Here is a 21,959-nt window from a genome sequence, read left to right as displayed (position 1 = left end):
ATACGGCCTATACTTGCCGAATCACACTAACTCGTTGAGCCAGTTGTCAAACGGCGCTTTCGGCATCGCGCCGTTGAGCATGTCGACCATCTTGCCCTGACGGAACACCATGATGGTCGGGATGCTGCGGATGCGGAAACGGGCGCTCAGCTCCGGCTCGGCTTCGGTGTTCACTTTCACGAAGCGCACTTTGCCGGCGCGCTCTTCGGCCACGTCTTCAAAGATCGGTGCAAAGCTGCGGCACGGGCCGCACCACGGCGCCCAGAAATCGACCACGACCGGCAGATCGTCCTGCAGCAACTGGTCCAGCGTGGCGGCGGTGGCGTTGATCACTTCACCGTCGAAGAGCTCATGGCCGCAGCGGCCGCATTTCGCATTGTCCGCCAGACGTTCTTCCGGCACGCGGTTGGTGGCATTGCAAGCTGCACAAACTGTATTCATGTTGACCTCGGGTACAGAGAAAGCATGGTCCCCGCAACGTGGTTGCGGAGATGTTTCTTTAATGCTGACAATTATCGGCAAAACCCGGCGCGTGAACAATGAGGTTTGTTCAATGGATGTGATAGTTGGGAGCTTTTAGCGCAAGTTGGTGGCTTCGTGCACCAACATCAGGTAATCTTCGCGCCCTGCGCGTTGGTGGAGAAGACAATGAACGATTCATTTAGTGGCAAGAACGGTAAAGTCAAAGTGATGTACGTCCGCAGTGACGACGACAACGGCGACGACCGTAACAAGAATAAACGTCCGGCCGGCAAAGGCCGTCCGGCTGACGGTGCGCGATCGGGCCGCACCGGCCAAGACAAGGCGCGCGGCGGCAACGATCGCCGCGGCGCCGACTCCCGCCGCAGTGAAAGCGATCGTCCTCGCCGTCCGGCGCGCTCTGAAGAGCGCGGTGGCAATGAGTCGCCGTGGAGAACCGTCTCGCGCGCGCCGAATGAAGAGCCGGCGTTCGATCATGGCGGCATCAGCGGCAAAAGCTTTATCGATCCTGAGCAGCTGCGCCGCCAGCGCGCGGAAGAAACCCGCGTTTACGGTGAAAACGCCTGTCAGGCGCTGTTCGCCAGCCGTCCGGAAGCGATCGTGCGCGCCTGGTTCGTGCAGTCGGTCACCCCGCGTTTCCGCGAAGCGCTGCGCTGGATGGCGGCAAACCGCAAAGCTTACCACGTGGTGGATGAGGAAGAGCTGGCCAAGGCTTCCGGCACCGAGCACCACGGCGGCGTCTGCTTCCTGATCAAAAAACGTCAGGGCCTGGATGCGCAGACCTACCTGAAAACCGCGCCGGCGACCGACTGCGTATTGGCGCTGGAAGAAGTGGGCAACCCGCATAACCTGGGCGCCATCGTCCGTTCTTGCGCCCACTTCGGCGTCAACGGCGTGCTGCTGCAGGATCCGGCGCTGCTGGAATCCGGCGCGGCGGTGCGCACCGCAGAAGGCGGCGCGGAGCACATCAAGGCGATCAACGCCGATGATTTTCTGTCGGTGCTGGATACCTTCCGCAAGGCGGGTTACACCATCGTCACCACCTCCAGCCACAAAGGCACCGCGCTGGCGCAGGCCAAGCTGCCGGCCAAGATGGTGCTGGTGCTGGGTCAGGAACGCGACGGTCTGAGCGACAGCGCCTGGCAGCAGGGCGATATGAACGTGTCCATCGGCGGCACCGGCAAGGTGGAAAGCCTGAACGTTTCCGTGGCGACCGGCATTCTGCTGGCGGACTGGTGGCGTCAGAATCAGGCGTAATTTTCTACGTCGGATAAAAAAACGGGCGCCCCAGGGCGCCCGTTTCGTTTATTGAAGCTTAGTGAGCGCCGCCGCCCCCGCCCCCGCCGGAGCTGAATGGCGGTTTCGCCACCCACACCAGCACCAGCAACACCAGGAACACCCCGGCCGACAGCCAGAATATCTCGTTGGCGGAGATGATCAGGCCCTGCGCGGTGATCTCGTTGGCGATATACGCCGACGCCTGCTGCTTGCTCATGCCGAGCTGCTCCAGTTGCCGGTACATCTCCTGCGACTGCGGGTTGTACGGGTTGACGAACTCCGTCAGTTGCGAATGGTGCTGCGATTCGCGCTGCGTCCACAGGGTGGTGGTGATCGAGGTACCGATCGAACCCGCCAGCGTTCGCGTGAAGTTCGACAGGCTCGATGCCGCCGCCATGCGTTCCGGCGGCAGGCCGGACAGCGTGATGGTGGTCAACGGCATGAAGAAGCAGGCGATGGCGAAGCCCTGAACGAACTGTGGCCAGGCGGATGCGCCGAAGTCCATGCCCGGTTCAAACGTATAGGCGCGCCAGTAGAAGCACACGGCATACATGATGAAGCTGAAGGTCACCAGCCGGCGCATGTCGAGCCGGTTGCCGAACTTGCCGATGATCGGCGACAGCAACACCGGGATCAGCCCGACCGGCGCCGACGCCAGCCCCGCCCAGGTGGCGGTATAGCCGTACACCTCTTGCAACAGCTGCGGCAACAGCACGATGGCGCCGAAGTACAGCATGTACGCCAGACTGATGCACAGGCAGCCGATGGTGAAGTTGCGCGACTTGAACAGCGACAGATCCACCACCGGATGGTCGTCCGTCAGCTCCCACACCACCAGGAACAGCAGCGCCACCACCGCCACGACGGTGAGCGTGATGATCTCGGTCGAGTTGAACCAGTCCAGCTCCTTGCCCTGATCGAGCATGATCTGCAGAGAACCGATGCCGACGATCAGCAATACCAGGCCGACGGTGTCGATCGGTTTGATCTCGGTTTTGGTTTCCCGCCCCTTCAACGTCGCCATCGCCGCCACGATCACGAAGACGCCGATCGGGATGTTGATGAAGAAGATCCAGCCCCAATGGTAGTTGTCGCTGATGTAGCCGCCGAGGATCGGCCCGAAGATTGGCGCGACGATAACGGTCATCGACCACAGCGCCAGGGCCATCGCTCGCTTGGCGGGCGGGTAGTTGTTCAACAACAAACTCTGCGACAGCGGGATCAGCGGCCCGGCCACCACGCCCTGGATCACGCGGAAGAAGATCAGCATGCCAAGGCTGTTGGAGATGCCGCACAGCCAGGAGGCGATGGCGAACAGCGCGGTGGACCAAAGGAACAGCCGCACTTCGCCGAAACGCTTCGCCAGCCAGCCGGTGATCGGAATCGAGATGGCGTTCGCCACGCCGAACGAGGTGATCACCCAGGTACCCTGCGAGTTGGAAGACCCGAGGTTACCGGAAATGGTGGGGATCGCCACGTTGGCGATGGTGGAGTCCAGCACCTGCATGAAGGTCGCCATGGCGAGCGCGACCGTCATCCAGGCAAGCTGGGCACCTTCAAGCGGTTTCTGTGGCAAGATGGCCTCCCGCGCGCTTAGCCGGCGTTCGCATGGATCACGTCGGCGATCAGCTGGTTAACCGGCGCCAGATTCAACGCCAGCGCGTCGCTCTGATACAGCGGTTTGTCGCGCACCACGTCGGCCAGCACGCGGCCGTCCAGATTGGCGGTGTCGACGGTCACCAGCGTCGAAAGACCGATGCGCAGCGGATGATCGGCCACCTGCTTGGCGTCGAGCTCAATACGCACCGGCAGGCGTTGCACCACCTTGATCCAGTTGCCGGTGGCGTTCTGGGCCGGCAGCAGCGAGAAGGCGCTGCCGGTGCCCATGTCGATACCGGCCACTTTGCCCTGATACACCACGTCGTCACCGTAGACGTCGCTGACCACCGTCGCCGGCTGGCCGATGCGCATATTGGCGATCTGCGTTTCCTTGAAGTTGGCGTCAACCCAGATGTGATCGGCCGGCACTACCGCCATCAGCGGCGAACCGGCGGCGATCTGCGCGCCGACCTGCACGCTGCGGCGCGAGACATAGCCGGTAATCGGGCTGATCACCTTGGTACGCTGCAGCGCCAGCCAGGCGTCGCGCATCTGCGCGGCGGCCTGTTGGATCGCCGGCTGCTGTTCCAGCGGGGTGTTCAGCACCATCGCCTGGTTGGCGTTGTATTGCTGTACCGCCACTTCCAGCGCGGCTTTGGCGCTGTCGACCGCATCGCGCGCGTGTTGCAGCTCTTCGCGGCCGATGGCGTCAACGCTGCCCAGCACCACGCGGCGTTTCAGATCGTTCTCGGCCTTGCTCAGATCGGTCTTGCGCAGGGCGATGTTGGCCTGATACTGCTTGCTGTTGATGATCAGCTGGTGGGTCTGACGCACGCTGTTGGCCAGGCCGGTTTTGGCGCGTTCAAACGCCTGCTCGGCATCGGTCGGGTCGAGCGTCAGCAGCACGTCGCCCTGCTTGACGTAGTCGGTGTTGTCGAAGTTGACGCTGTTCACGCTGCCGGACACCTGGGCCATGATCTGCACCTGGTTGCCGGAGACGTAGGCGTCGTCGGTTTCCTGGTGATGACGCAGCACCAGGAACCAATACACTAAATAAGCCACCCCTATAACAATGAAAATAACCGTCAGCAACAGCAGCCAAAATTTGCGCTGCTTCTTTTTGCCGCTCGGCTGCTGCGGGTTTTGGGTTTCCGCGCTTGCGCTCATGGTGTTCTCCAAGCCTTATATTATTATGCTTTCGAATCCGCTGTGGCCGGGGCCTGATAGCCACCGCCCAACGCGCGGATCAGTCCTATCTTCGCCTGCAGTAAATTGCTGCTGGCATTCAACTCCGCCTGTTGCTGCTGCAATAGCTGCGTCTGGCTGGTCAACAGATCGTCGCGCCCGATAATCCCTGCCTGGTAACGGGCGTTGGCGACCTGATACACCTGTTGCATCGACTGGGCCGCGGACGCCGCCTGCAGCTGCTGTTGTGCAGAGCTCTGCTGGATGGTGATGGCGTCGGCGGTTTCCTGTACCGCATTCAGGATGGTTTGGTTGTAGGATTCCACCGCTTCGTCATACAGCGCGGATTCCTCGCCCAGCTTGCTGCGCAGCGCCCCGGCGTGGAAGATCGGCAGCGAGATCGCCGGCATCACGTTCCAGGCCTGGCTGGCCGCTTCAAACAGATTCGGGCTGGTGCCACTGGTATTGGTGGTCATCAGGCCGGCGAAGGCTGAAATGGTCAGGCTGGGGTAAAACTCTTTACGCGCGGCGCTGACGCGCTGGCTGTAAGACTCCACCAGCTGGCGTTGCGCGGCGATGTCCGGGCGTTTGCCCAGCAGATCCGCCGTCAGTTCGCCCTGCGGCGCCATCAGATTGTCTGCAGGCAGCGGCACCTGACGCAGGTGCTGCATGGCGTTCGGCCCCTGGCCCGCCAGCGCGGCGAGCTGGTGTCTGAGCTGTTCGATTTGCGACTGCAGCTGCAGAATCTGCTGTTTGGCGACGTCGGACTGCGCCTGGGTTTGTTGCGGCACGTCGACGCCGGTCAGGCCGGCCTGATAGCGCTGTTGGCGCAGCGCGGTCAGGCGCTCGTTGTTGTTCACTTCCTGCTGCAGCAGCTTCTCGAGCGCCAGATTGCTCTGCAGCTGGTAGTAGGCGGACGCCACCGAGCTGGTCAGCGTCAGCGCCGCCTGTTCCTGCTCGGCGCGCGCTGCGTTCACTTGCGCCTTGGCGGCGTTCACCTGGTTGCGGTATTTGCCCCACCAGTCGAACTCGTACGCCAGGTTCAACCCCAGCGAGTTGGAGCTTGAATAGATCGGCTTATGCGGATACCCCAAACCCATATTGACGTTCTGCGGCACACGCTGGCGCTGGGTGCTGGCGTTCAGATCCAGGTTCGGCCCGTTGGCGGCGCTGGCTTCGCCCACCACGCTCTGCGCTTCGCGCACGCGGGCGGCGGCCTGACGCAGGGTCGGCGAGCTTTGCAGCGTCTGCGTCATCAAGGCGTCCAGCTGCGGATCCTTGAGGGCGCGCCACCACTGCGGGCTGACGGCCAGCGAACTGACTTTCGGCTGAGCCAACTGCAGGCTCTGCGGATCCATCAGCGTGGATTGCGGGGCAATATTATCGGTCGAAGCACACCCGGCCAGCAGCAACACGGCGAACAGCGGGGTGAATCTCCAGTGAAATGGGGATCGCATAAGTAGGTACCTGAACAGAAATTGTGAATTAGGGTAACTGTTCTGTGATTTCCATTTGATCCAGACGTGCCAGCAATTTGCGCGTCAGCTGTTCCAGCTGTTTTTGCTCATCGTCGGTCAGCGTGGACCACAGGAAATGCAGACATTGGTGCTGCGGCGGCAGCAGTTGACTGAGAAATTCTTCCCCCTGCGGCGTCAGATGCAGATGCAGGCAGCGGCGATCGTTGTCGCTTTCCCGGCGTTCGATCCAGCCGCGCTTCTCCAGCTCGTCGGCGATGCGGGTTGCATTGGTGCGCGAGGAGCCCAGGGCAGAGCTTAGCTCAGAAGGTTGGATGCTGTGGCTTTCCTGCGCATCCAGGGTAATCAGCGCCATAAACAGTGTTTCGTTAATCCCCTGCGCTTTCAGCATCTTATTGCGGTTTTCCAGCAGCTTGCCTTGCATGTGCATGCACAGGCGGGTCAGCAGGATTTCCTGATAAGGGAAATCTTTCTGCCGCGTGGCGCGGAAATTCAGCATTTGTTCTATGGGGGCAAACGAGCTTTCCATAATTTAGGGCCTCATTAATTTCGTTCGAGATAGTAACGACGGTGACAAATAATGTAAATGTTCAGCCGTGCGGATAATTTAGCAATTCGTGTCATTTGTCAGTGTTTGTAAAGATGTGACGCCTGAAAACGCCAGTGTGAAGCCAAACGATCGGGAGCGGCGTCAGCCTGCACCGAAAAGCATTAACAGTTTTAATGTGACGCCAAAGGCCGTTGCGCCGAGCAGCGTCGACAGAATGATGCTTTTGCTGCGGTAGAAGCACAGCGCCAGCGCGGCGAACCCCACCAACGTCGGCAGCAGCTTGTCCGGCTCGCGCATCACCACCGGCGTGCTGGAGACCACCAACAGGGCGCAGATCGAGGCGATGCCAATGCTGTCGAGCAACAGGGCGGCTTTACCGCGTTTGAGGCCGGGCTGGGCGCGCGCCGGCGCCAGCCGCAGCGGCAGATAACGGAACAGGTAATTGGCGCAGCCCACCACCAGGCCGATCACCAGCACATCAATGTTCATGGCTGGCCTCCGCCGGGGTTGGCTGGAACAGGGCGGCAATGCAGCCGGCGCCGATGCCGGCCAAAATGGCGACCGGAATGGAGAACAGCACCACGCCGAGCAGCGCGCCGGCCAGCGCGGCGGCGATAGTCAGGCTCTGCGGGCGGCGGAAGGCGGCCAGCAGGAAACTGAGAAACAGCGCCGGCAGCATGAAGGCCAGCGAGGCCTCGATCACCGGGAACTGCTCCAGCGGGCCGTTGCCGAACAGCGCGCCGAGCGCGGTGCCGGCCACCCAGGAGAGCCAGGAACAGAGCGCGATGCCCAGCATCCAGTTTTCGCTCCAGCTGCGGTTATTGCGCATCAGCCTGGCGGTGGCGGCGGCGAAGACCTCATCGGTCAGGCCAAAGGCCCATATCGCCGTTTTGCCGGGCGACATGCGCGAGACGATGCGGTGACGCAGCGCCGGGCCGTACAGCAGGTGGCGCACGTCCATCGCCATCACCGTCAATGCGGAGACCCACAGCGACATCCCGGCGCTCAGCAGGGCGGTGATCACGAACTGGCTGGCGCCGGCGTAGATGATGCAGGAGAAGAAAATGCTTTCCAGCGGGGAAAAACCCAGTTTGACGGCGCTGAGGCCGAAGGCGAACGCCACCGGGACATACCCGATGACGATCGGCAAACTGTCGACGACGCCGTTGGCGAAGGTGGCGCTGACGGCGGGCGGATTGAGGCTGTCTGCAGCTTGGCTTTGCATGGTTGTGGATCGCAGGGTAGATAGGACTTCAATAGTTTATGCCCAGAACATTACCAGAGAGTAAGTAATGTTTATACCCTGCACCGCTAATAAATTTCTTTAGTGACTATTTGCACGATAATCAGATTGCCGCCGGCCCCTGCGGATCGTGGTGCTTGCCGAGCCACCAGGTCAGCAGGTTGAGCAGGCATAACACCCCGCCGGCGGCGGCCACGCCGTACCAACCGGCATGTTGATAGGCCGAGGCGGAGAGCAGCGAACCGAGCGCGCCGCCGATAAAGTAGCTGGTCATGTAGCCGGCGGTCAGGCGGTTGCGCGCGTCCGGCATGATGCGGTACATCACGCTCTGGTTGGTGACGTGTACCGCCTGCACCGCCAGATCGAGGATCAGGATGCCGGCGATCAGCGCCCACAGCGATTGTTTGGCGAACGCGATAGGGATCCAGGACAGCAGCAGCAACACCAGGCCGACGGTGGTGGTCAGCCCGGCCTTGCCTTTGTCCGCCAGATGCCCGGCGCGCGAAGCGGCCAGCGCGCCGGCGGCGCCCACCAGGCCGAACAGCCCAATCACCCCCTCGGAATAGTTGAACGGCGGCGCGGCGAGCAAAAAGGCCATTGAGGTCCAGAGCACGCTGAAGTTGGCGAACGACAGGGCGCCGAGGATGGCGCGGGTGCGCAGCAGCGGCGTGCGGCAGAACAGGCTGAAGATCGAGGCCAGCAGCTGCGGATAGTTCAGCCCGGAGTGTTGCTTATAGCGCGGCAGCGCGCGCCACAGGATCAGCGCCATCAGGATCATCAGCACGCTGGCGGCCCAGTAGATGGTGCGCCAGCCGCCGAACGACGCCAGTGCGCCCGCGACGGTGCGCGCCAGCAGGATGCCGAGCAGCAGGCCACTCATGATGATGCCGACGGTCTTGCCGCGCTTTTCCGGGTGGGCCAGCGTGGCGGCCAGCGGCACCAGGATCTGCGCCACTACCGAGAACAGCCCGGTGAGCGCGGTGCCGAGGATCATCATCGGCAGCGTGGCGGAGGTGGCGGTGATCAGCATGCCCCCGGCGGCCAGCAGCGTCATGAAAACGATCAGCCCGCGGCGCTCGAACATATCGCCGAGCGGCACCAGCAGCAGCAGGCCGGTGGCGTAACCGAGCTGCGCGGCGGTGACGATAAAGCCGGCCTGGTTGACCGACAGGTTGAAACTGGTGGCTATGGTTTCCAGCAGCGGTTGCGCGTAATAGTTGCTGGCGACCGCCAGGCCGGTGGCGATGGCAATCAGTACGGTCAGCGCCGGGCTGAGGCCCGGATGGGCGTTTTTTGGGGTCATGATTTTTTCATCACGGGAAGAAGATAGCGCGCAGTATCCGGCAACGCGTCTGCGGAAACCAATGTATAATTTTCATTTGATTTATCTCATTTCAAGATAGATGCCATGAACCTGAAACAGATCCGCTATGCGCTGGCGGTGGCGGAAGAACAGAGTTTCACCCGGGCGGCGCAGCGCTGCCATACGGTGCAGTCGGCGCTCAGCCACCAGATCGCCAAACTGGAAGAAGAGCTGGGCTGTACGCTGTTTGAACGCACCTCGCGCCGGGTGCGATTGACCCCCGCCGGCCAGGCTTTCATTCCGTCGGCGCAGCGGCTGTTGGCGGCGCAGCAGGCGCTGGTGGAAGAGGTGACCGCCGCCGGCGATGCGGTGTCCGGCACCCTGACCATCGGCACGATTTCAACCATAAACGCGATTGATCTGACCGAAAAGCTCGACAAGTTTCATCGCCACTATCCGGCGGTGAACATCCGCCTTTACGTTGGCATGAGCGAAGCCCTGTTGGAGGACGTGCGTCAGCAGAAGTGTGATATGGCGTTTGTCGGCATCTGGCCCGGCGATGTCGATTTACTGCCGATGTCGCACCGGCAGTTGACCGATGAGCCGCTGGTGGCGTTGGTGGCACCGCAGCACCCGCTGGCCAACCGCGAGCGGGTCAACCTGCAAGCGCTGGCGGAAGTGCCGCTGGTGGATTTCTACAGCGGCACCGGCGCGCGGCGCCAAACCGATCGCGCCTTCCTGGCGGCGGGCATCCGCCGGCACGTCAGTTTTGAGATCGATCATATCGAATGGCTGGAGAATCTGGTGCGGCGCGGGTTGGCGGCGGGTATCGTACCTGTCTCGACCGCGCAACGCTTAAGCGCGTTGGTGTCGATTCCGATTGAAGACGGGCCGCGGCGCCAGGTGTATTGCATTTGGCCGCAGCCCTTGTCGAACGCCGCCGCACGTTTTTTACAGTTCAGCGGCATCGATATGGCGGGGTAGGGGCGCGGCAAAGGCGGCGCCCCTGAACGGTTACGGCTTCGCCGCTGCGGCGGCGGTTTTCACCCAGCCGTCGAAGGTGGCCTGATGCGCCTTGATCCAGCCGTTAACGTGGTTCTGGATATCGGCTTCCGAAGCCTGGCCTTCATGCATGCGCAGGTTTTGCGCGTTGATGTCGGCGATCGGCAGCTTCATGATGGCGAACAGCTTGGCGGCCGCCGGATTGGCTGCGGCCCACTGCTTGTTGGCGGCGATGCGCATGGTGTTGACCGGGAAGCCGTAGTTGGCGCCGTTAGGCAGTTTGGTGTCAACGTTTTTCTGCTCGCCCGGCAGGGAGGAAAACGGCACCTGCAGCCAGACCACGTCGCGGCCCGGCACCATCACATCGCTGACCCAGTACGGCGTCCAGGTGTAATACAGCACCGGTTTACCCTCTTTGTAGCGGGTAATGGTGTCGGCGATCATCGCCGCGTAGTTGCCCTGATTGTGCTCGACGGTGTTGCTCAGGCCATAGGCCTTGATGTGGTGGTTGATCACCGCTTCGCAGCCCCAGCCCGGGGTGCAGCCGGTCAGATCGGCCTTGCCGTCGCCGTTGGTGTCGAACAGCTTGGCGATCTTGGGATCCTTGAGCTGCTCGACGTTGGTGATGTGGTATTGCTCGGCGGTTTTCTTGTCGATCAGGTAGCCCTGCGCGGCGCCGTTGACGTAGACGCCTTCGCGGTAGAACTTGGCGTCGCCGCCGGCGGCCTTGTACTGATCGGCGTGCAGCGGATCCCAGTTGACCGCGATAAAGGTCGCGTCACCGGAGGCGATCGAAGTGTAGGCGACGTTGTAATCCACTTCACGCGGTTCTTTCACGTCGTAACCCAATTTTTCCAGCGCCTTGCTGACCAGCAGCGTCTGGAAAGTCTCTTCGGAAATGGTGCTTTGCACCGGCTGTACCGCGATCCCCTTGCCGGGTAAATCTGCCGCGCTCACGCTCTGTGAGCCAATCAGCGTCGTCAGGGCGAGAGCCCAGATGCCCGTGGTGCGCATAGTGTTTCCCCTCTTTCGATGTGGTGGTGTCATAGCCCGCCGGGGCCGCAGCCGCCGGCGGGAAAAGCGTCAGGCTTGCTTGATGAACGGGCGAGTCAGTAACCCGATGGGGCCGCGGCGATACCAGCGGCCGATGCCTTTACTGCGGCGATCGCGCCCCAGCGATTGGGTGAGGCGATCGAGAATGATCGCCAGGATCACGATGCCGACCCCGCCGACGGCGGCCAAGCCCATGTCCAGCCGACCGATGCCGCGCAGCACCATCTGTCCCAGGCCGCCGACGGCGATCATCGAGGCGATGACCACCATCGACAGCGCCAACATCAGCGTCTGGTTAACGCCGGCCATGATGGTCGGCATCGCCAGCGGCAGCTGCACTTTGAACAGCAGCTGGCGCGGGCTGGCGCCAAAGGATTCGGCGGCCTCGATCAGATCCTCCGGCACCTGCTTGATGCCGAGAATGGTCAGACGCACGATCGGCGGCAGTGCGAAGATGATGGTCACTACCACGCCCGGCACGTTGCCGATGCCGAACAGCATGACGATCGGCACCAGATAGACGAAGGCCGGAGTGGTTTGCATGGCGTCGAGCAGCGGCCTAATCACCTTGGCGGCATGCTTGCTGCGCGCCAGCCAGATGCCGAGTGGCAGGCCGATAAGGATGCAGAAGAACAGCGCGGTCAGCACCAGCGCCAGCGTGACCATCGCCTGCGACCAGGCGCCGATGGCGCCGATGGCGATCAGGGAGAGCAGCGTCGCGGCGCCCATGCCGAGGCCCGAGACCTGCCAGGCGAGCAGCGAGAACACCAGAATGGCGATCGGCGCCGGCATGCCCAGCAGCAGTTGTTGGAAGCCGCTCAGGATCATGTCCACCGGCACGCGGATGCCCTGGAACAGCGGGCGGAAGTGCAGCACCAGCCAGTCGATGCCTTGCGTGACCCAGGTGTCGAACGGCACCCAGGCTTTGTGGAACGGATCGAGCAGGCTGAAGTGCTCCGGCTGCGCCGGGGCGCCGCTGAGCCAATCGGCGCTTTGCCCGGCGGCGTCATGTGCGGCCGGCGGCGGCGCGCTGGACCAGGCGTCACCGGCGTTGGCGGCGGCATCGCTGGCAGGTGCGGCGCCGGTATCGGCCGGTGCGGTAGCCCAGGGATCTTGGGTTTGCGTGGTATCACTCATTGGTTGAGCCCTCCTTGTCCAACGCCTGCAGCAGCATGGCCTTGGAGATGATGCCGAGATAGTTATGTTCTTCGCCCACCACCGGCACCGCGCACGGCGCCTGGGCGACCAGGGAAATCAGATCGCTGAGCGGCGTGTCGGCCGGCACGGCGGCGGGGGCCTCGAGCAGGGCATCGTCCAGCGTTTGATTGGCGGACAGCGCCTTTTTCAACGACTCTATCGACACCACGCCGATAAATTTCTTCCCGCGTTCAACAACATAACCATAATCACGGTCCTCATCGCGCAGCAGCTGCAGCGCCGAGCGGGGGCCAAAACCGGGGGTTTTGCGGATCAGCGTCACCGGGCGCCGTTGGGCGATATCCTTGGCGCTGAATACATGACTGATGTCCACGCCGCGGAAGAAGGTGCGCACATAGTCGTTGGCCGGGTTGTTCAGGATCTCGTCCGGCGTGCCGACCTGGATCACCTCACCGCCCTGCATGATGGCGATGCGATCGCCAATGCGCATCGCTTCGTCCAGATCGTGGGAAATAAACACGATGGTGCGCTGATGCTGAGCCTGTAATTTCACCAGCTCATCCTGCATTTCGGTACGAATTAACGGATCGAGCGCCGAGAAGGCTTCGTCCATCAATAATATATCCGGGTTATTGGCCAGGGCGCGGGCTAATCCCACGCGCTGGCGCATACCGCCGGATAATTCATCCGGATAAGACAGCGCATAATTCTCCAGCCCGACCTGACGCAGGGCATCCAGCGCTTTTTCCTGGCGCTCCTGCAGCGGTATGCCGGCTAATTCCATACCGAAAGCGGTGTTATTCAGGACATTCATGTGCGGCATTAGCGCGAATGACTGAAATACCATGCTGATCTTATTTCGCCGCACGGTGCGCAGCGCGGTGTCAGATATTTTGGCGATGTCCTCACCGTCGATCAGCACCTGACCGCGGGTGGGTTCTATCAGACGATTGAGAAGGCGTACCAGGGTGGACTTGCCGGAACCGGAGAGCCCCATGATGACAAATATCTCGCCTTCTTCAATGGCCAGAGTGGCGTCTTTTACGCCGAGCGATAAGCCGGTTTTTTCAAACAGCCGATCTTTTGTCAGACCTTTATCCAGCAGTTTGAATGCGCGTTCCGGGTGTTCGCCAAATATCTTATACAGGTTCTTTACTTCGAGTTTAATTGCCATGCAATTTGCTGTTTCCTCTGGTTTAATTAACGCGTTATGGGCTGTCCTTAGCAAAATAAAAGAGCTTTTTACCCTAACACAGTGAATATCTGAGACAACCCTCAATGTCATTTAAATGGGATATTAGTGGTTTACATCAAGGTTTTAATTAGTTATGGTAATTTGGCCCGTGACTCAAAATTGACGGTCATTATTCGGCATAATGGTTTGGTTTTTGGGAAAATAATACGGTGTGGCGCAGAGAGATATTTTGGCGCCGCGCCTGCCGTTCGGATAATAAAAAACCCGACCAGAGGCCGGGTAAAAGTCATCAGTATTTCATCAGTTTTAACGACAGGTGCCGATATCGAGGGGGATATCGTCGAGCGTCATGTTATCGCCTGAGTATGACAGCCAGATGGCAGCCTCAGGCCTTGCGATACAGCCGCCGCGGATGGCCGATATTGCCGTACAGCATCTCCACCCGCACGAACTGGGTGGCGACGCAATATTCCAGATACCGGCGAGCGGTGGTCTTGCTGATGCCGACTTGCTCAACCACGTCTTCCACCGCATGCGCCACCGCCGGCTGGGCGATAAACAGCGCCTGCACCAGCTCCAGCGTGTTGGTTTCGATGCCTTTGGCGCTCGGCTCGCTGGAGAACTGTTTCGACTGCAGGTTATACAGCGCATCGACGTTGTCCTGATCGATGATCTTGAAGGTGCGCTGGGTCTGCACGAACTGCATGAAGCGTTCGAGCGAATTGCGCAGCCGCTTGTAGGACACCGGTTTGATGATGTAATCGAAGGCGCCGTTGCGGATCGCCTGGCTGCAGGTATGCATGTCGCTGGCGGCGGTGATGAAGATCACCGAACAGGCGGGATTCTTCACCGCCGGTTCTTCCATCAGCTCGATGCCCTGGCCGTCCGGCAGGAAGTTATCCAGCAGGATTAGCCGAGGCTGATGCTCGTTGGCTTTGGCCCGCGCTTCGGCCAGCGTGGCGGCGTAAGCCACCACCCGCAGGTTGAAATTTTTCTCGATGAACTCCGCGTGCAGCGTCGCCAGTTGCGGCTCGTCTTCCACGATCAGAACGTCCAGTGCTAGGTGTGACATAATCGGGTGCTCAAAAAATCGGGTTATGGGTTTTATTTAGGGATAAATATAGAGAATATCGCGCCGTGCGGCTCGTTGTCCGACACTTCTATGCTGCCGTGCGCCTGCGCCACATGGCTGGCGACCAGATGCAGGCCAATGCCGTGGTCGCTTTTATCCGCTTTGGTGGTGACGCCCTGTTCAAACAGCGTATCACGAATCTCCTCGGCGATGCCGGTGCCGCGATCCGCCACCTCGATCACCAGCTCGTCGCTGCCATCGCTGATATAGAGTTCGATCGCGTCGTGCGGAGTCGGGCAGTGCAGCGTCGCTTCCACCGCATTATCCAGCAGGTTGCCGACGATCGACATCAGTTCGGTCTCATTCAGCGCCGCCGGGATTTGCCGCAGTTGGCAGGCCGGATCGAAGCGCAGCTCGATGCCTTTTTCTCTGGCGCTGGAATATTTGCCCAGCAGCAGGCCGCACAGCGCCGCCGAACTGAAGCGCTGCGAGATGAAATCGAGGATCTCCTGTGCGCCCTCGGATTGGGCTTCCACATAGCGGATGGCCTCGTCGTAGCGCTGCATATGCAACAGCCCGGCCAACGTGGCGGTCCAGTTCAGCTGCTCGTGGCGCATGATGCGCAGGTTGTCGGCATAGCGTTTCACCTGGCTGAGCTGGCTGCTCAGGGTATTGATGTCGTTTTTGTCGCGGAAGCTGATCACCCAGCCTTGCAGCTCCTGCTCCTGCATGATGCGCACCCGGCTGGCGATCACCCGCACGTGGTTGAAGCGGCACACCTCGTCGTGCGTATCCTGGCCCAGTTGCGCGGCGGCGAAGAAGTCCGGCTGCGCCTGGATCACCTCGCCGATCGGCCGGCCCAGCAAACTGGCGGCGGGCTGGTGCAGATCCAATAGCTCGCGCGCCGCATGGTTGATGGTGATGATCCGCAGCTGTGGATCGACGGCGATCACCCCTTCATAGATGGCTTCCAGCAGCGCTTTTTGCTGACGCACCAGCAGCGCGATCTCTTTCGGTTCCAGCCAGAACATCTGGCGCTTGAGGTTTTTCGACAGCAGCCAGGAAAAGACGAACAGGGCGATCAGCAGCAGGACGATGGAGCCGATAATTTGCGTCAACGTCCTGGCATTTAAATTATCTATGTGCGATTTCAAATAGCCGACGGAAACGATGCCGATCACGCGGTTATTTTCATCCAGGATCGGCGCCTTGCTGCGCAATGAAACGCCAATGCCGCCCTTGCGAATGGAAATAATGCTTTTCCCTTCCAACACCTCTTTATTATCGCCGCCGATCATCGGCGTACCCAGGCGGCCTTCGTATTCGGAATGATAAAGGTGGCGGGCATGACTATCGCCGATGACGATATAACTGGCGTCGCTGCTGGCGCGGATTTTTTTCATCAGCGCGGCAATTCTGGCGGCGTCGTGTTTTTCCACTGCGTCCACCAGAGAAGGAATGAGGGCGATTTCCCGCGCCTGCACCTGGGCGCGGGCGCCGAGATCGCGGTGCAGCTGCGCATCCAACTGGTAATAGGTGTAGGCGCCGATACAGGTCAGCAGCAGGCAGGAGAAGGCCACCAGGCACAGAAACAGCTTGATTTGAAATGAGAGTTTGAGGCGCATGGCGGAGCTTCACCGTAAAGAGATCCTGAAGCCTTACCCTATCACGAGAAGCGGGGTCTGTAATATTGCGCCCGATCAACTTGTGATCCTTCACACGGGATTAGAGTGAACCGGACGAGAATTGTTCGCCTGCGATAAAATTGATAAGCTTTAAAATAAAAACGGTATTAACACCATTAAAACCACGTCGGTTTTTACATAATCTTAATTAACCCCATAGAAACCATAACCACCATTAAAAACCCTTTTTAACTTTGAACATAATCACAGCAGATAATCCGTGCGCTTCTCTATGATGGCTGAACAAACTAATAAGAGGCCAGATTATGAGCACAACAGATGATTCTTACCTCGTAGCCAAAGACAAGACCGCCGATATTCCTCTGCGTGAGAAATGGTGGCGGATACTGGACAATTATAAAGTAGGGATTATTCCGTTACCGTTCTTTATTCTGGCCGGCGTATTGATTCTGCTCGACTGCCTGGAAGGCAAATTGCCGAGCGATATCGTGGTGATGGTGGCCACCCTGGCGTTCTTCGGTTTCGCCTGCGGCGAATTCGGCAAACGCCTGCCGTTGATCGGCAAAATGGGCGCGGCGGCGATCTGCGCCACCTTTATTCCTTCCGCGCTGGTGCACTATGGCCTGTTGCCGGACGTGGTGGTGGAATCGACCACCAAGTTCTACAAATCGACCAACATTCTTTATCTCTACATCTGCTGCATCATCGTCGGCAGCATCATGAGCATGAACCGCCAGGTGCTGATCCAGGGTTTCCTGCGCATCTTCATTCCGATGCTGTGCGGCGAGATCGTCGGCATGCTGGTGGGGATGGGCGTCGGCATGGCGCTGGGCCTGGAGCCGTTCCAGATCTTCTTCTTCCTGATCTTGCCGATCATGGCCGGCGGCGTAGGTGAAGGGGCGATCCCGCTGTCGATGGGCTACGCGGCGATCCTGCACATGGAGCAGGGCGTGGCGCTGGGGCGCATTCTGCCGATCGTGATGCTCGGCAGCCTGACCGCCATCGTCATCGCCGGCCTGCTCAACCAACTGGGCAAGCGTTATCCGCACCTGACCGGCGAAGGCAGCCTGATGCCGAGTAAGCAGGGCGACAGCAACATGAACGCGGTGGAAAAAATCAGTGGCAAGGTGGACGTCAGCACCATCGCCTGCGGTGCGCTGTTGGCCATTCTGCTGTATATGGTGGGCATGCTGTTGCACCGCCTAATTGGCCTGCCGGCGCCGGTGGGCATGCTGTTCGCCGCCGTAGCGGTGAAGCTGGCGCACGGGGTGTCGCCGCGCATTCAGGAAGGTTCGCAGGTGGTGTACAAATTCTTCCGCACCGCCGTGACTTATCCGATCCTGTTCGCGGTCGGGGTGGCCATCACGCCGTGGCAGGAGCTGGTGGACGCGTTTACCGTCCAGAATCTGATCGTGATCGTCACGACCGTCAGCGCGCTGGTGGCGACCGGTTTCTTCGTTGGCAAGAAAATCGGCATGCACCCTATCGACGTGGCGATCGTCTCCTGTTGCCAGAGCGGGCAGGGCGGCACCGGCGACGTCGCGATCCTCACCGCCGGCAACCGCATGTCGCTGATGCCGTTCGCCCAGATCGCAACCCGTATCGGCGGCGCTATCAACGTCTCGCTGTCGCTGCTGGTGTTGGCCAAGTTCTTCGTATAACTCCTATAAATCCTTAGCGTTACTTTGCCTTTCCCCGCCCCCGCGGGGATTTTTTTTGCCCGCGCGCCGGCCTGACGCGCAGGCGGGAAAACACCGGTTACGCCGCCTGTTTCATGGCGGCGTCATACCAGGCGAAGTAGCGCTCTACGCCGCGACGGCCGGATTCGATCAGCGCGCGTTTCTTCTCCTCGCTGATGCCGAACTCCAGCGTGCCGACGTCGAGCGTGTCGACATACACGGTGCGTTTCCAGTCATCGCTGTCCAGATGCACCTTGGTTTGGATGTCCAGCATCACGTTGGCCACCGCCAGGGTGAAATCAAACAGGTTGTTGACCGGCGTGCGCGGGCCGGCCTGGCCGGCGGCCTGGGCGATTTCGCTGGCGGAATCCAGGCGAATGCCCAGCGTGCGGGTGTTGATGCGCTGGCTGGCGCTGTCGATGTAAGGCGGCGTGGCGGAGAAGTCATAATCGAATAGCCGCACCGGATAGTTGTCGATCATGCCACCGTCGATGCACAGGTCGCCCAGGGTATTGTTCTTCGCTACGAAGGCGAACGGGAACGACATCGAAATGCGCAGGCCGTCCGCCACTTTCATGCGCGGCGTGGTGCGGTGAGAATAGACCTCGCGTTGGCCGCTGTTGAGGTTGGCGCCGATAAAGTAAATCGACTTGAACCCTTTCGCCGTTTTCATCGCTTCGAACTGCTCGAAGGTAATATCCGGGTTGCCGGTATATTGTTTGATAATATCGCGCGACCATTGATAGAAATAATCGCCGGGCGCGATGCCGTATTGATTGAACAGGCGATAGGCGTCCTGGATCGTGCCGAAAAAGCCGCCGTTATAATCGAGGAATTTTTTAAAATCCATCGCCGACAGAATTTTGGTTACGTCTGCCGAGCTGCAGCCCAGGCCGACCAGCAGTGCGGCGATGGCGCCCGCCGAGGCACCGGAGGTTTGCTTGATCTGCGGCATGATGCCTTTGGCCTCCAGCAATTCCAGCGCGCCGCCATAGGCGATGCCTTTTACGCCGCCGCCTTCAAAGACCAGGTTTTCGAATTGATAGTTCATGATATTTCCTCACTCTTGGTTTAGGGAGTAAGGAAAATAACCAAGTGGCGAACGAGAAAATATGGATTGGGGTTGTGTGGGGCGGCAAACAAAATTATTAATAATAAATATATTGTTTATATATTTATCAAAGGCATTTATTAAACAGGCGCATCGGGCTTTTTGCGTCAATACTTAGCGCTGTTCAATTCTCGCAAGGAGTCATCATGTTCTGGAAACGTTGTCTGTTGGGCGCGGCGCTGGCCGTTATGTCGTTACAGGCCGGCGCCGCCGCGCCGCAGGCCAAAACCCCGACGCCGGGATTTTACCGCATCATGCTGGGCAGCTTTGAAGTGACCGCGTTGTCCGACGGCATTATTCGCCTGCCGGCGGACAAGCTGTTGCTGAACAGTACGCCGCAGCAGATCGCCGCCGGGTTGGCCGAGCGGCATCAAAGCCTGCCGGTGGTCACCTCGGTCAATGCTTATCTGATCAATACCGGCGACAAGCTGGTGATGATCGACAGCGGCGCTGGCCAGCTGCTGGGCGACGGCCTGGGCAAGCTGGTGGATAACCTGCGTGCGGCGGGCTACCAGCCGGAGCAGGTGGATGAAATCTACCTGACCCACATGCACCCGGATCACCTCGGCGGCCTGACGCACGACGGCAAGGCGGCATTCCCCAATGCGGTGGTGCGCGCCGCCAGCCAGGACGCGGACTTCTGGCTGAGCGCGGACCAACTGAAACAGGCCAAAGCAGAGAGTAAAAGCAACTTCGAACGGGCCCAGGCGGCGATCAAGCCGTACCAGGCGACCGGCCACTTTAAGCCGTTCAGCGGCGACGGCGAACTGTCGCCGGGCATTGCCGCCTTCGCCGCTCACGGCCATACGCCGGGGCACAGCGTGTATCAGGTGACCAGCCAGGGCAAGAAGCTGTTGCTGTTGGGGGATCTGATCCACGTGGCGGCGGTGCAGTTGCCGCATCCTAAGGTGGCTATCAGCTTTGACAGCGACGCCAAGGCGGCGGTCGCTCAGCGGCTGCGGATATTTGGCAACAGCGCGCGGCAGAACGAGCTGGTCGGCGGCGCACACCTGTCGTTCCCGGGGGTGGGGTATCTGAACCGCCAGGGCGACGGTTACACCTGGGTGCCGCTGAATTACGGCGCGCTGTAATGGACATGGCCGCCCGTTGGGCGGCCATCGAATAGAGCCCAGCGGCATTGTTCGATAATTTGGGATTATGATGCCAGAAAAGCGGGGCTGATTCGCCGTGATAAACAGTGCATGATTAACGCTCTGCCCGTTGCTTTCTTTAAGGATCTCCCGATGAACCAGAAAACGCCTCCTGTCGCCATCGTCACCGGCGCATCCCGTGGCATCGGCGCGGCCATCGCCGAGCGTCTGGCCGCCGATGGCTTTACCGTCATCATCAACTATTCAGGCAACCCGGCGCCGGCCGATGAGCTGGTGCGCAAGATAGAACAGCGCGGCGGCCGCGCCTTGAGCGTCAAGGCCGACGTCAGCGATGCGGCTGCGGTCGTCCGGCTGTTCGACAGTGCTGAACAGGCGTTTGGCGGCGTCGACGTGCTGGTCAATAACGCCGGAGTGATCGCGCTGGCGCCGATAGCGGACATGAAGGATGAAGACGTGGATCGCCTGCTCGACATCAACCTGAAAGGCAGCTTCAATGCGATGCGCGAGGCGGCGAAGCGCCTGCGCGACAACGGCCGCATCATCAACTTCTCCTCCAGCGTGGTGGGGTTGCTGCAGCCGGGTTACGGCATGTATGCCGCCAGTAAGGCGGCGATCGAAGCGCTGACCAGCGTGCTGGCGAAAGAGCTGCGCGGCCGCAATATCACGGTGAACGCCGTCGCGCCGGGGCCGACCGCCACCGGCTTGTTCCTCGACGGCAAAACCCCGGAGCTTATCGAGCGGCTGGCGAAGATGGCGCCGCTGGAGCGCCTGGGCACGCCGGAGGATATCGCCGCGGCGGTGGCTTTTCTCGCCGGGGCCGACGGCGGCTGGATCAATGGCCAAACCTTACGCGCCAACGGCGGCATCATCTGATTGGCGACGCGCCGCCGCCGGATCGGGTATCCTGTGGCGGAACATATCACATCAAGGGCAACGTATGGCGGGCCACACTCAGCAATCCTATCCTGGCGTCAGATCGCCCTGCGTCAGCCTGTGCCGGATCGACGACGAAACCCAGCAGTGCCGCGGATGCCGGCGCACGCGGGCGGAGATCGCCGCCTGGCCGACCGCCAGCGATACGGAGAAACGCGCTATTTGGCGGCGGCTAGAGTTGCGTCAGTGGGTGAAATAATCCTCAGTGTTATTGCGCTGTCAGACTTCGTGTAGCACAATTGAGCTACATGTAACAGACCGACGTTGGGAGCGCTTATGTCTACGACGACCATCCGTATTCCAGATGAGCTTAAAGCCCGCGTGGCCGCCGTCGCCGAGCAGACTGGCGTGACGTCTCACAGCTTTATTTTGCAGGCAATAACGGAGAAAACGCAGCAGGAAGAATTGCGCCGCGACTTTGAGAATGAAGCGGAAAAACGCTATGCCAAGATAATTGCGACGGGAGAGACGGTTTCTTGGAAAGAGATGCGCGGTTATTTGGAAAATTACGCTGCGGGTAACACCGCCGCGGTTAAACCTGCCGTTAAAAAACTGGGGCGCTGATGGCAAATGTCGAGTTGGCGCCAGAGGTCAGGGATGATATCGAACGTATTCTCGCTCATTTGGCTCAGTATGGCGCTGCGGATTCAGGGCGGCGCATTCAGGAAATCATCCAGGCGGTTGCGGTATTGGAACATAATCCATTGATCGGACGGTCCCTTGGCGCAGGGCTGCGTGAATTGATTATTGGGCAGCAAGCTCGCGGTTATTTGGCGCTCTACAAATATATCCCTGATATCGATACGGCATTTGTTCTGGCGATCCGCAGTCAGAAAGAACAAGGGTATTGAATGCACGATACCGGCCTGAAAGACCGGTATCGTT

General features: G+C 60.3%; 23 protein-coding genes. 9 read left to right on the top strand and 14 right to left on the bottom strand.

Annotated features, from left to right (window positions below; translation table 11 throughout):
* Nucleotides 1-21: 21 nt before the first annotated feature.
* Nucleotides 22-441, bottom strand: coding sequence for a thioredoxin TrxC (gene trxC, locus WFM45_RS15115; RefSeq protein WP_004928868.1), 420 nt, complete (start codon nt 439-441; stop codon nt 22-24).
* Nucleotides 442-648: 207 nt separating this feature from the next.
* On the opposite strand from trxC, the gene WFM45_RS15110 reads away from it, so the two are divergent.
* The gene (locus WFM45_RS15110) at nt 649-1,737 is read left to right on the top strand and encodes a tRNA/rRNA methyltransferase (RefSeq protein ID WP_033632265.1); all 1,089 of its coding nucleotides are present in this window, start codon (nt 649-651) and stop codon (nt 1,735-1,737) included.
* Between the two features lie 58 nt (nt 1,738-1,795).
* On the opposite strand, the gene emrB is transcribed toward WFM45_RS15110, so the two are convergent.
* The 7 genes from emrB to WFM45_RS15075 all read right to left on the bottom strand — a co-directional run bounded on the left by emrB (nt 1,796) and on the right by WFM45_RS15075 (nt 9,113).
* Nucleotides 1,796-3,337, bottom strand: a complete 1,542-nt coding sequence (gene emrB / locus WFM45_RS15105; RefSeq protein WP_161800767.1) for a multidrug efflux MFS transporter permease subunit EmrB — start codon at nt 3,335-3,337, stop codon at nt 1,796-1,798.
* Between the two features lie 14 nt (nt 3,338-3,351).
* Nucleotides 3,352-4,524, bottom strand: a complete 1,173-nt coding sequence (emrA, locus tag WFM45_RS15100; protein WP_015378875.1) for a multidrug efflux MFS transporter periplasmic adaptor subunit EmrA — start codon at nt 4,522-4,524, stop codon at nt 3,352-3,354.
* A 23-nt stretch (nt 4,525-4,547) separates the two neighbouring features.
* Nucleotides 4,548-5,999 (bottom strand): efflux transporter outer membrane subunit, encoded by a 1,452-nt coding sequence (locus WFM45_RS15095; RefSeq protein ID WP_085058834.1) that lies wholly within the window; start codon nt 5,997-5,999, stop codon nt 4,548-4,550.
* 28 nt (nt 6,000-6,027) lie between these two features.
* The gene (gene mprA / locus WFM45_RS15090) at nt 6,028-6,546 is read right to left on the bottom strand and encodes a transcriptional repressor MprA (RefSeq protein WP_004928879.1); all 519 of its coding nucleotides are present in this window, start codon (nt 6,544-6,546) and stop codon (nt 6,028-6,030) included.
* Between the two features lie 162 nt (nt 6,547-6,708).
* Nucleotides 6,709-7,056 (bottom strand): L-valine transporter subunit YgaH, encoded by a 348-nt coding sequence (ygaH, locus tag WFM45_RS15085; protein ID WP_004928882.1) that lies wholly within the window; start codon nt 7,054-7,056, stop codon nt 6,709-6,711.
* A complete protein-coding gene (locus WFM45_RS15080; RefSeq protein WP_049187042.1) occupies nt 7,046-7,792 on the bottom strand; it encodes an AzlC family ABC transporter permease in 747 nt (248 codons plus the stop codon). The genes ygaH and WFM45_RS15080 overlap by 11 nt, the downstream gene beginning before the upstream one ends.
* 121 nt (nt 7,793-7,913) lie before the next feature.
* Nucleotides 7,914-9,113, bottom strand: coding sequence for an MFS transporter (locus tag WFM45_RS15075; RefSeq protein ID WP_021504985.1), 1,200 nt, complete (start codon nt 9,111-9,113; stop codon nt 7,914-7,916).
* 105 nt (nt 9,114-9,218) lie between these two features.
* Between WFM45_RS15075 and WFM45_RS15070 the strand changes: the two genes are divergently transcribed.
* Nucleotides 9,219-10,097 carry a LysR family transcriptional regulator gene (locus tag WFM45_RS15070; protein ID WP_004928891.1) on the top strand — a complete coding sequence of 293 codons (879 nt, stop codon included), beginning with the start codon at nt 9,219-9,221 and terminating at the stop codon, nt 10,095-10,097.
* Between the two features lie 30 nt (nt 10,098-10,127).
* Here the strand turns inward: WFM45_RS15070 and proX are convergent, their stop codons facing one another.
* From proX to proV, 3 genes are all read right to left on the bottom strand, one after another.
* Nucleotides 10,128-11,129, bottom strand: coding sequence for a glycine betaine/L-proline ABC transporter substrate-binding protein ProX (gene proX / locus WFM45_RS15065; protein WP_004928894.1), 1,002 nt, complete (start codon nt 11,127-11,129; stop codon nt 10,128-10,130).
* Between the two features lie 69 nt (nt 11,130-11,198).
* Nucleotides 11,199-12,305 (bottom strand): glycine betaine/L-proline ABC transporter permease ProW, encoded by a 1,107-nt coding sequence (proW, locus tag WFM45_RS15060; protein WP_004928897.1) that lies wholly within the window; start codon nt 12,303-12,305, stop codon nt 11,199-11,201.
* Nucleotides 12,298-13,500, bottom strand: a complete 1,203-nt coding sequence (gene proV / locus WFM45_RS15055; RefSeq protein WP_004928900.1) for a glycine betaine/L-proline ABC transporter ATP-binding protein ProV — start codon at nt 13,498-13,500, stop codon at nt 12,298-12,300. The genes proW and proV overlap by 8 nt, the downstream gene beginning before the upstream one ends.
* 126 nt (nt 13,501-13,626) lie before the next feature.
* Between proV and WFM45_RS15050 the strand changes: the two genes are divergently transcribed.
* Entirely contained in the window at nt 13,627-13,884 is a 258-nt protein-coding gene (locus WFM45_RS15050) for a hypothetical protein (RefSeq protein ID WP_126180864.1), read from the top strand.
* A gap of 22 nt (nt 13,885-13,906) precedes the next feature.
* Here WFM45_RS15050 and WFM45_RS15045 read toward each other — a convergent pair whose 3' ends face one another.
* Together WFM45_RS15045 and WFM45_RS15040 are read right to left on the bottom strand one after the other, a co-directional pair.
* Nucleotides 13,907-14,593, bottom strand: coding sequence for a response regulator (locus WFM45_RS15045; protein WP_004928904.1), 687 nt, complete (start codon nt 14,591-14,593; stop codon nt 13,907-13,909).
* Between the two features lie 32 nt (nt 14,594-14,625).
* Nucleotides 14,626-16,218, bottom strand: coding sequence for an ATP-binding protein (locus WFM45_RS15040; RefSeq protein ID WP_118891758.1), 1,593 nt, complete (start codon nt 16,216-16,218; stop codon nt 14,626-14,628).
* Nucleotides 16,219-16,544: 326 nt separating this feature from the next.
* Here WFM45_RS15040 and WFM45_RS15035 point away from each other — a divergent pair, with 326 nt between their 5' ends.
* On the top strand, nt 16,545-17,900 hold the full coding sequence (locus WFM45_RS15035; protein ID WP_004928909.1) for a 2-hydroxycarboxylate transporter family protein: 1,356 nt from the start codon (nt 16,545-16,547) through the stop codon (nt 17,898-17,900).
* A gap of 97 nt (nt 17,901-17,997) precedes the next feature.
* Here WFM45_RS15035 and WFM45_RS15030 read toward each other — a convergent pair whose 3' ends face one another.
* A complete protein-coding gene (locus WFM45_RS15030; RefSeq protein WP_021504982.1) occupies nt 17,998-18,969 on the bottom strand; it encodes a patatin-like phospholipase family protein in 972 nt (323 codons plus the stop codon).
* A gap of 206 nt (nt 18,970-19,175) precedes the next feature.
* On the opposite strand from WFM45_RS15030, the gene WFM45_RS15025 reads away from it, so the two are divergent.
* The 5 genes from WFM45_RS15025 (at nt 19,176) to WFM45_RS15005 (ending at nt 21,925) form a co-directional block, all read left to right on the top strand.
* The gene (locus WFM45_RS15025) at nt 19,176-20,120 is read left to right on the top strand and encodes an MBL fold metallo-hydrolase (protein WP_336956265.1); all 945 of its coding nucleotides are present in this window, start codon (nt 19,176-19,178) and stop codon (nt 20,118-20,120) included.
* Nucleotides 20,121-20,273: 153 nt separating this feature from the next.
* Nucleotides 20,274-21,014: an SDR family oxidoreductase gene (locus tag WFM45_RS15020; RefSeq protein ID WP_336956263.1), complete on the top strand. Its 741-nt coding sequence runs from the start codon at nt 20,274-20,276 to the stop codon at nt 21,012-21,014.
* A gap of 64 nt (nt 21,015-21,078) precedes the next feature.
* Nucleotides 21,079-21,273, top strand: coding sequence for a DUF1289 domain-containing protein (locus WFM45_RS15015; protein ID WP_072010089.1), 195 nt, complete (start codon nt 21,079-21,081; stop codon nt 21,271-21,273).
* A gap of 77 nt (nt 21,274-21,350) precedes the next feature.
* Entirely contained in the window at nt 21,351-21,638 is a 288-nt protein-coding gene (locus WFM45_RS15010) for a CopG family ribbon-helix-helix protein (protein ID WP_033632276.1), read from the top strand.
* Nucleotides 21,638-21,925 (top strand): type II toxin-antitoxin system RelE/ParE family toxin, encoded by a 288-nt coding sequence (locus WFM45_RS15005; protein ID WP_082997517.1) that lies wholly within the window; start codon nt 21,638-21,640, stop codon nt 21,923-21,925. The genes WFM45_RS15010 and WFM45_RS15005 overlap by 1 nt, the downstream gene beginning before the upstream one ends.
* The last annotated feature ends 34 nt before the right edge of the window (nt 21,926-21,959 follow it).

Origin of the sequence: Serratia sp. KG1D, from assembly GCF_037150675.1 — a bacterium.
Lineage (GTDB): Bacteria > Pseudomonadota > Gammaproteobacteria > Enterobacterales > Enterobacteriaceae > Serratia > Serratia nematodiphila.
This window is presented reverse-complemented; position numbering and strand designations above follow the sequence as displayed.

What these genes read in the sequence shown, in the direction of transcription:
- WFM45_RS15025 (WP_336956265.1), top strand. Translation starts at nt 19,176, where the DNA reads ATGTTCTGGAAACGTTGTCTGTTGGGCGCGGCGCTGGCCGTTATGTCG.
- WFM45_RS15040 (WP_118891758.1), bottom strand. Translation starts at nt 16,218, where the DNA reads ATGCGCCTCAAACTCTCATTTCAAATCAAGCTGTTTCTGTGCCTGGTG.
- proW (WP_004928897.1), bottom strand. Translation starts at nt 12,305, where the DNA reads ATGAGTGATACCACGCAAACCCAAGATCCCTGGGCTACCGCACCGGCC.
- trxC (WP_004928868.1), bottom strand. Translation starts at nt 441, where the DNA reads ATGAATACAGTTTGTGCAGCTTGCAATGCCACCAACCGCGTGCCGGAA.
- WFM45_RS15095 (WP_085058834.1), bottom strand. Translation starts at nt 5,999, where the DNA reads ATGCGATCCCCATTTCACTGGAGATTCACCCCGCTGTTCGCCGTGTTG.
- WFM45_RS15005 (WP_082997517.1), top strand. Translation starts at nt 21,638, where the DNA reads ATGGCAAATGTCGAGTTGGCGCCAGAGGTCAGGGATGATATCGAACGT.
- WFM45_RS15030 (WP_021504982.1), bottom strand. Translation starts at nt 18,969, where the DNA reads ATGAACTATCAATTCGAAAACCTGGTCTTTGAAGGCGGCGGCGTAAAA.
- emrA (WP_015378875.1), bottom strand. Translation starts at nt 4,524, where the DNA reads ATGAGCGCAAGCGCGGAAACCCAAAACCCGCAGCAGCCGAGCGGCAAA.
- WFM45_RS15035 (WP_004928909.1), top strand. Translation starts at nt 16,545, where the DNA reads ATGAGCACAACAGATGATTCTTACCTCGTAGCCAAAGACAAGACCGCC.
- WFM45_RS15015 (WP_072010089.1), top strand. Translation starts at nt 21,079, where the DNA reads ATGGCGGGCCACACTCAGCAATCCTATCCTGGCGTCAGATCGCCCTGC.
- WFM45_RS15070 (WP_004928891.1), top strand. Translation starts at nt 9,219, where the DNA reads ATGAACCTGAAACAGATCCGCTATGCGCTGGCGGTGGCGGAAGAACAG.
- WFM45_RS15080 (WP_049187042.1), bottom strand. Translation starts at nt 7,792, where the DNA reads ATGCAAAGCCAAGCTGCAGACAGCCTCAATCCGCCCGCCGTCAGCGCC.
- proX (WP_004928894.1), bottom strand. Translation starts at nt 11,129, where the DNA reads ATGCGCACCACGGGCATCTGGGCTCTCGCCCTGACGACGCTGATTGGC.
- WFM45_RS15110 (WP_033632265.1), top strand. Translation starts at nt 649, where the DNA reads ATGAACGATTCATTTAGTGGCAAGAACGGTAAAGTCAAAGTGATGTAC.
- WFM45_RS15045 (WP_004928904.1), bottom strand. Translation starts at nt 14,593, where the DNA reads ATGTCACACCTAGCACTGGACGTTCTGATCGTGGAAGACGAGCCGCAA.
- WFM45_RS15075 (WP_021504985.1), bottom strand. Translation starts at nt 9,113, where the DNA reads ATGACCCCAAAAAACGCCCATCCGGGCCTCAGCCCGGCGCTGACCGTA.
- WFM45_RS15020 (WP_336956263.1), top strand. Translation starts at nt 20,274, where the DNA reads ATGAACCAGAAAACGCCTCCTGTCGCCATCGTCACCGGCGCATCCCGT.
- ygaH (WP_004928882.1), bottom strand. Translation starts at nt 7,056, where the DNA reads ATGAACATTGATGTGCTGGTGATCGGCCTGGTGGTGGGCTGCGCCAAT.
- proV (WP_004928900.1), bottom strand. Translation starts at nt 13,500, where the DNA reads ATGGCAATTAAACTCGAAGTAAAGAACCTGTATAAGATATTTGGCGAA.
- WFM45_RS15010 (WP_033632276.1), top strand. Translation starts at nt 21,351, where the DNA reads ATGTCTACGACGACCATCCGTATTCCAGATGAGCTTAAAGCCCGCGTG.
- mprA (WP_004928879.1), bottom strand. Translation starts at nt 6,546, where the DNA reads ATGGAAAGCTCGTTTGCCCCCATAGAACAAATGCTGAATTTCCGCGCC.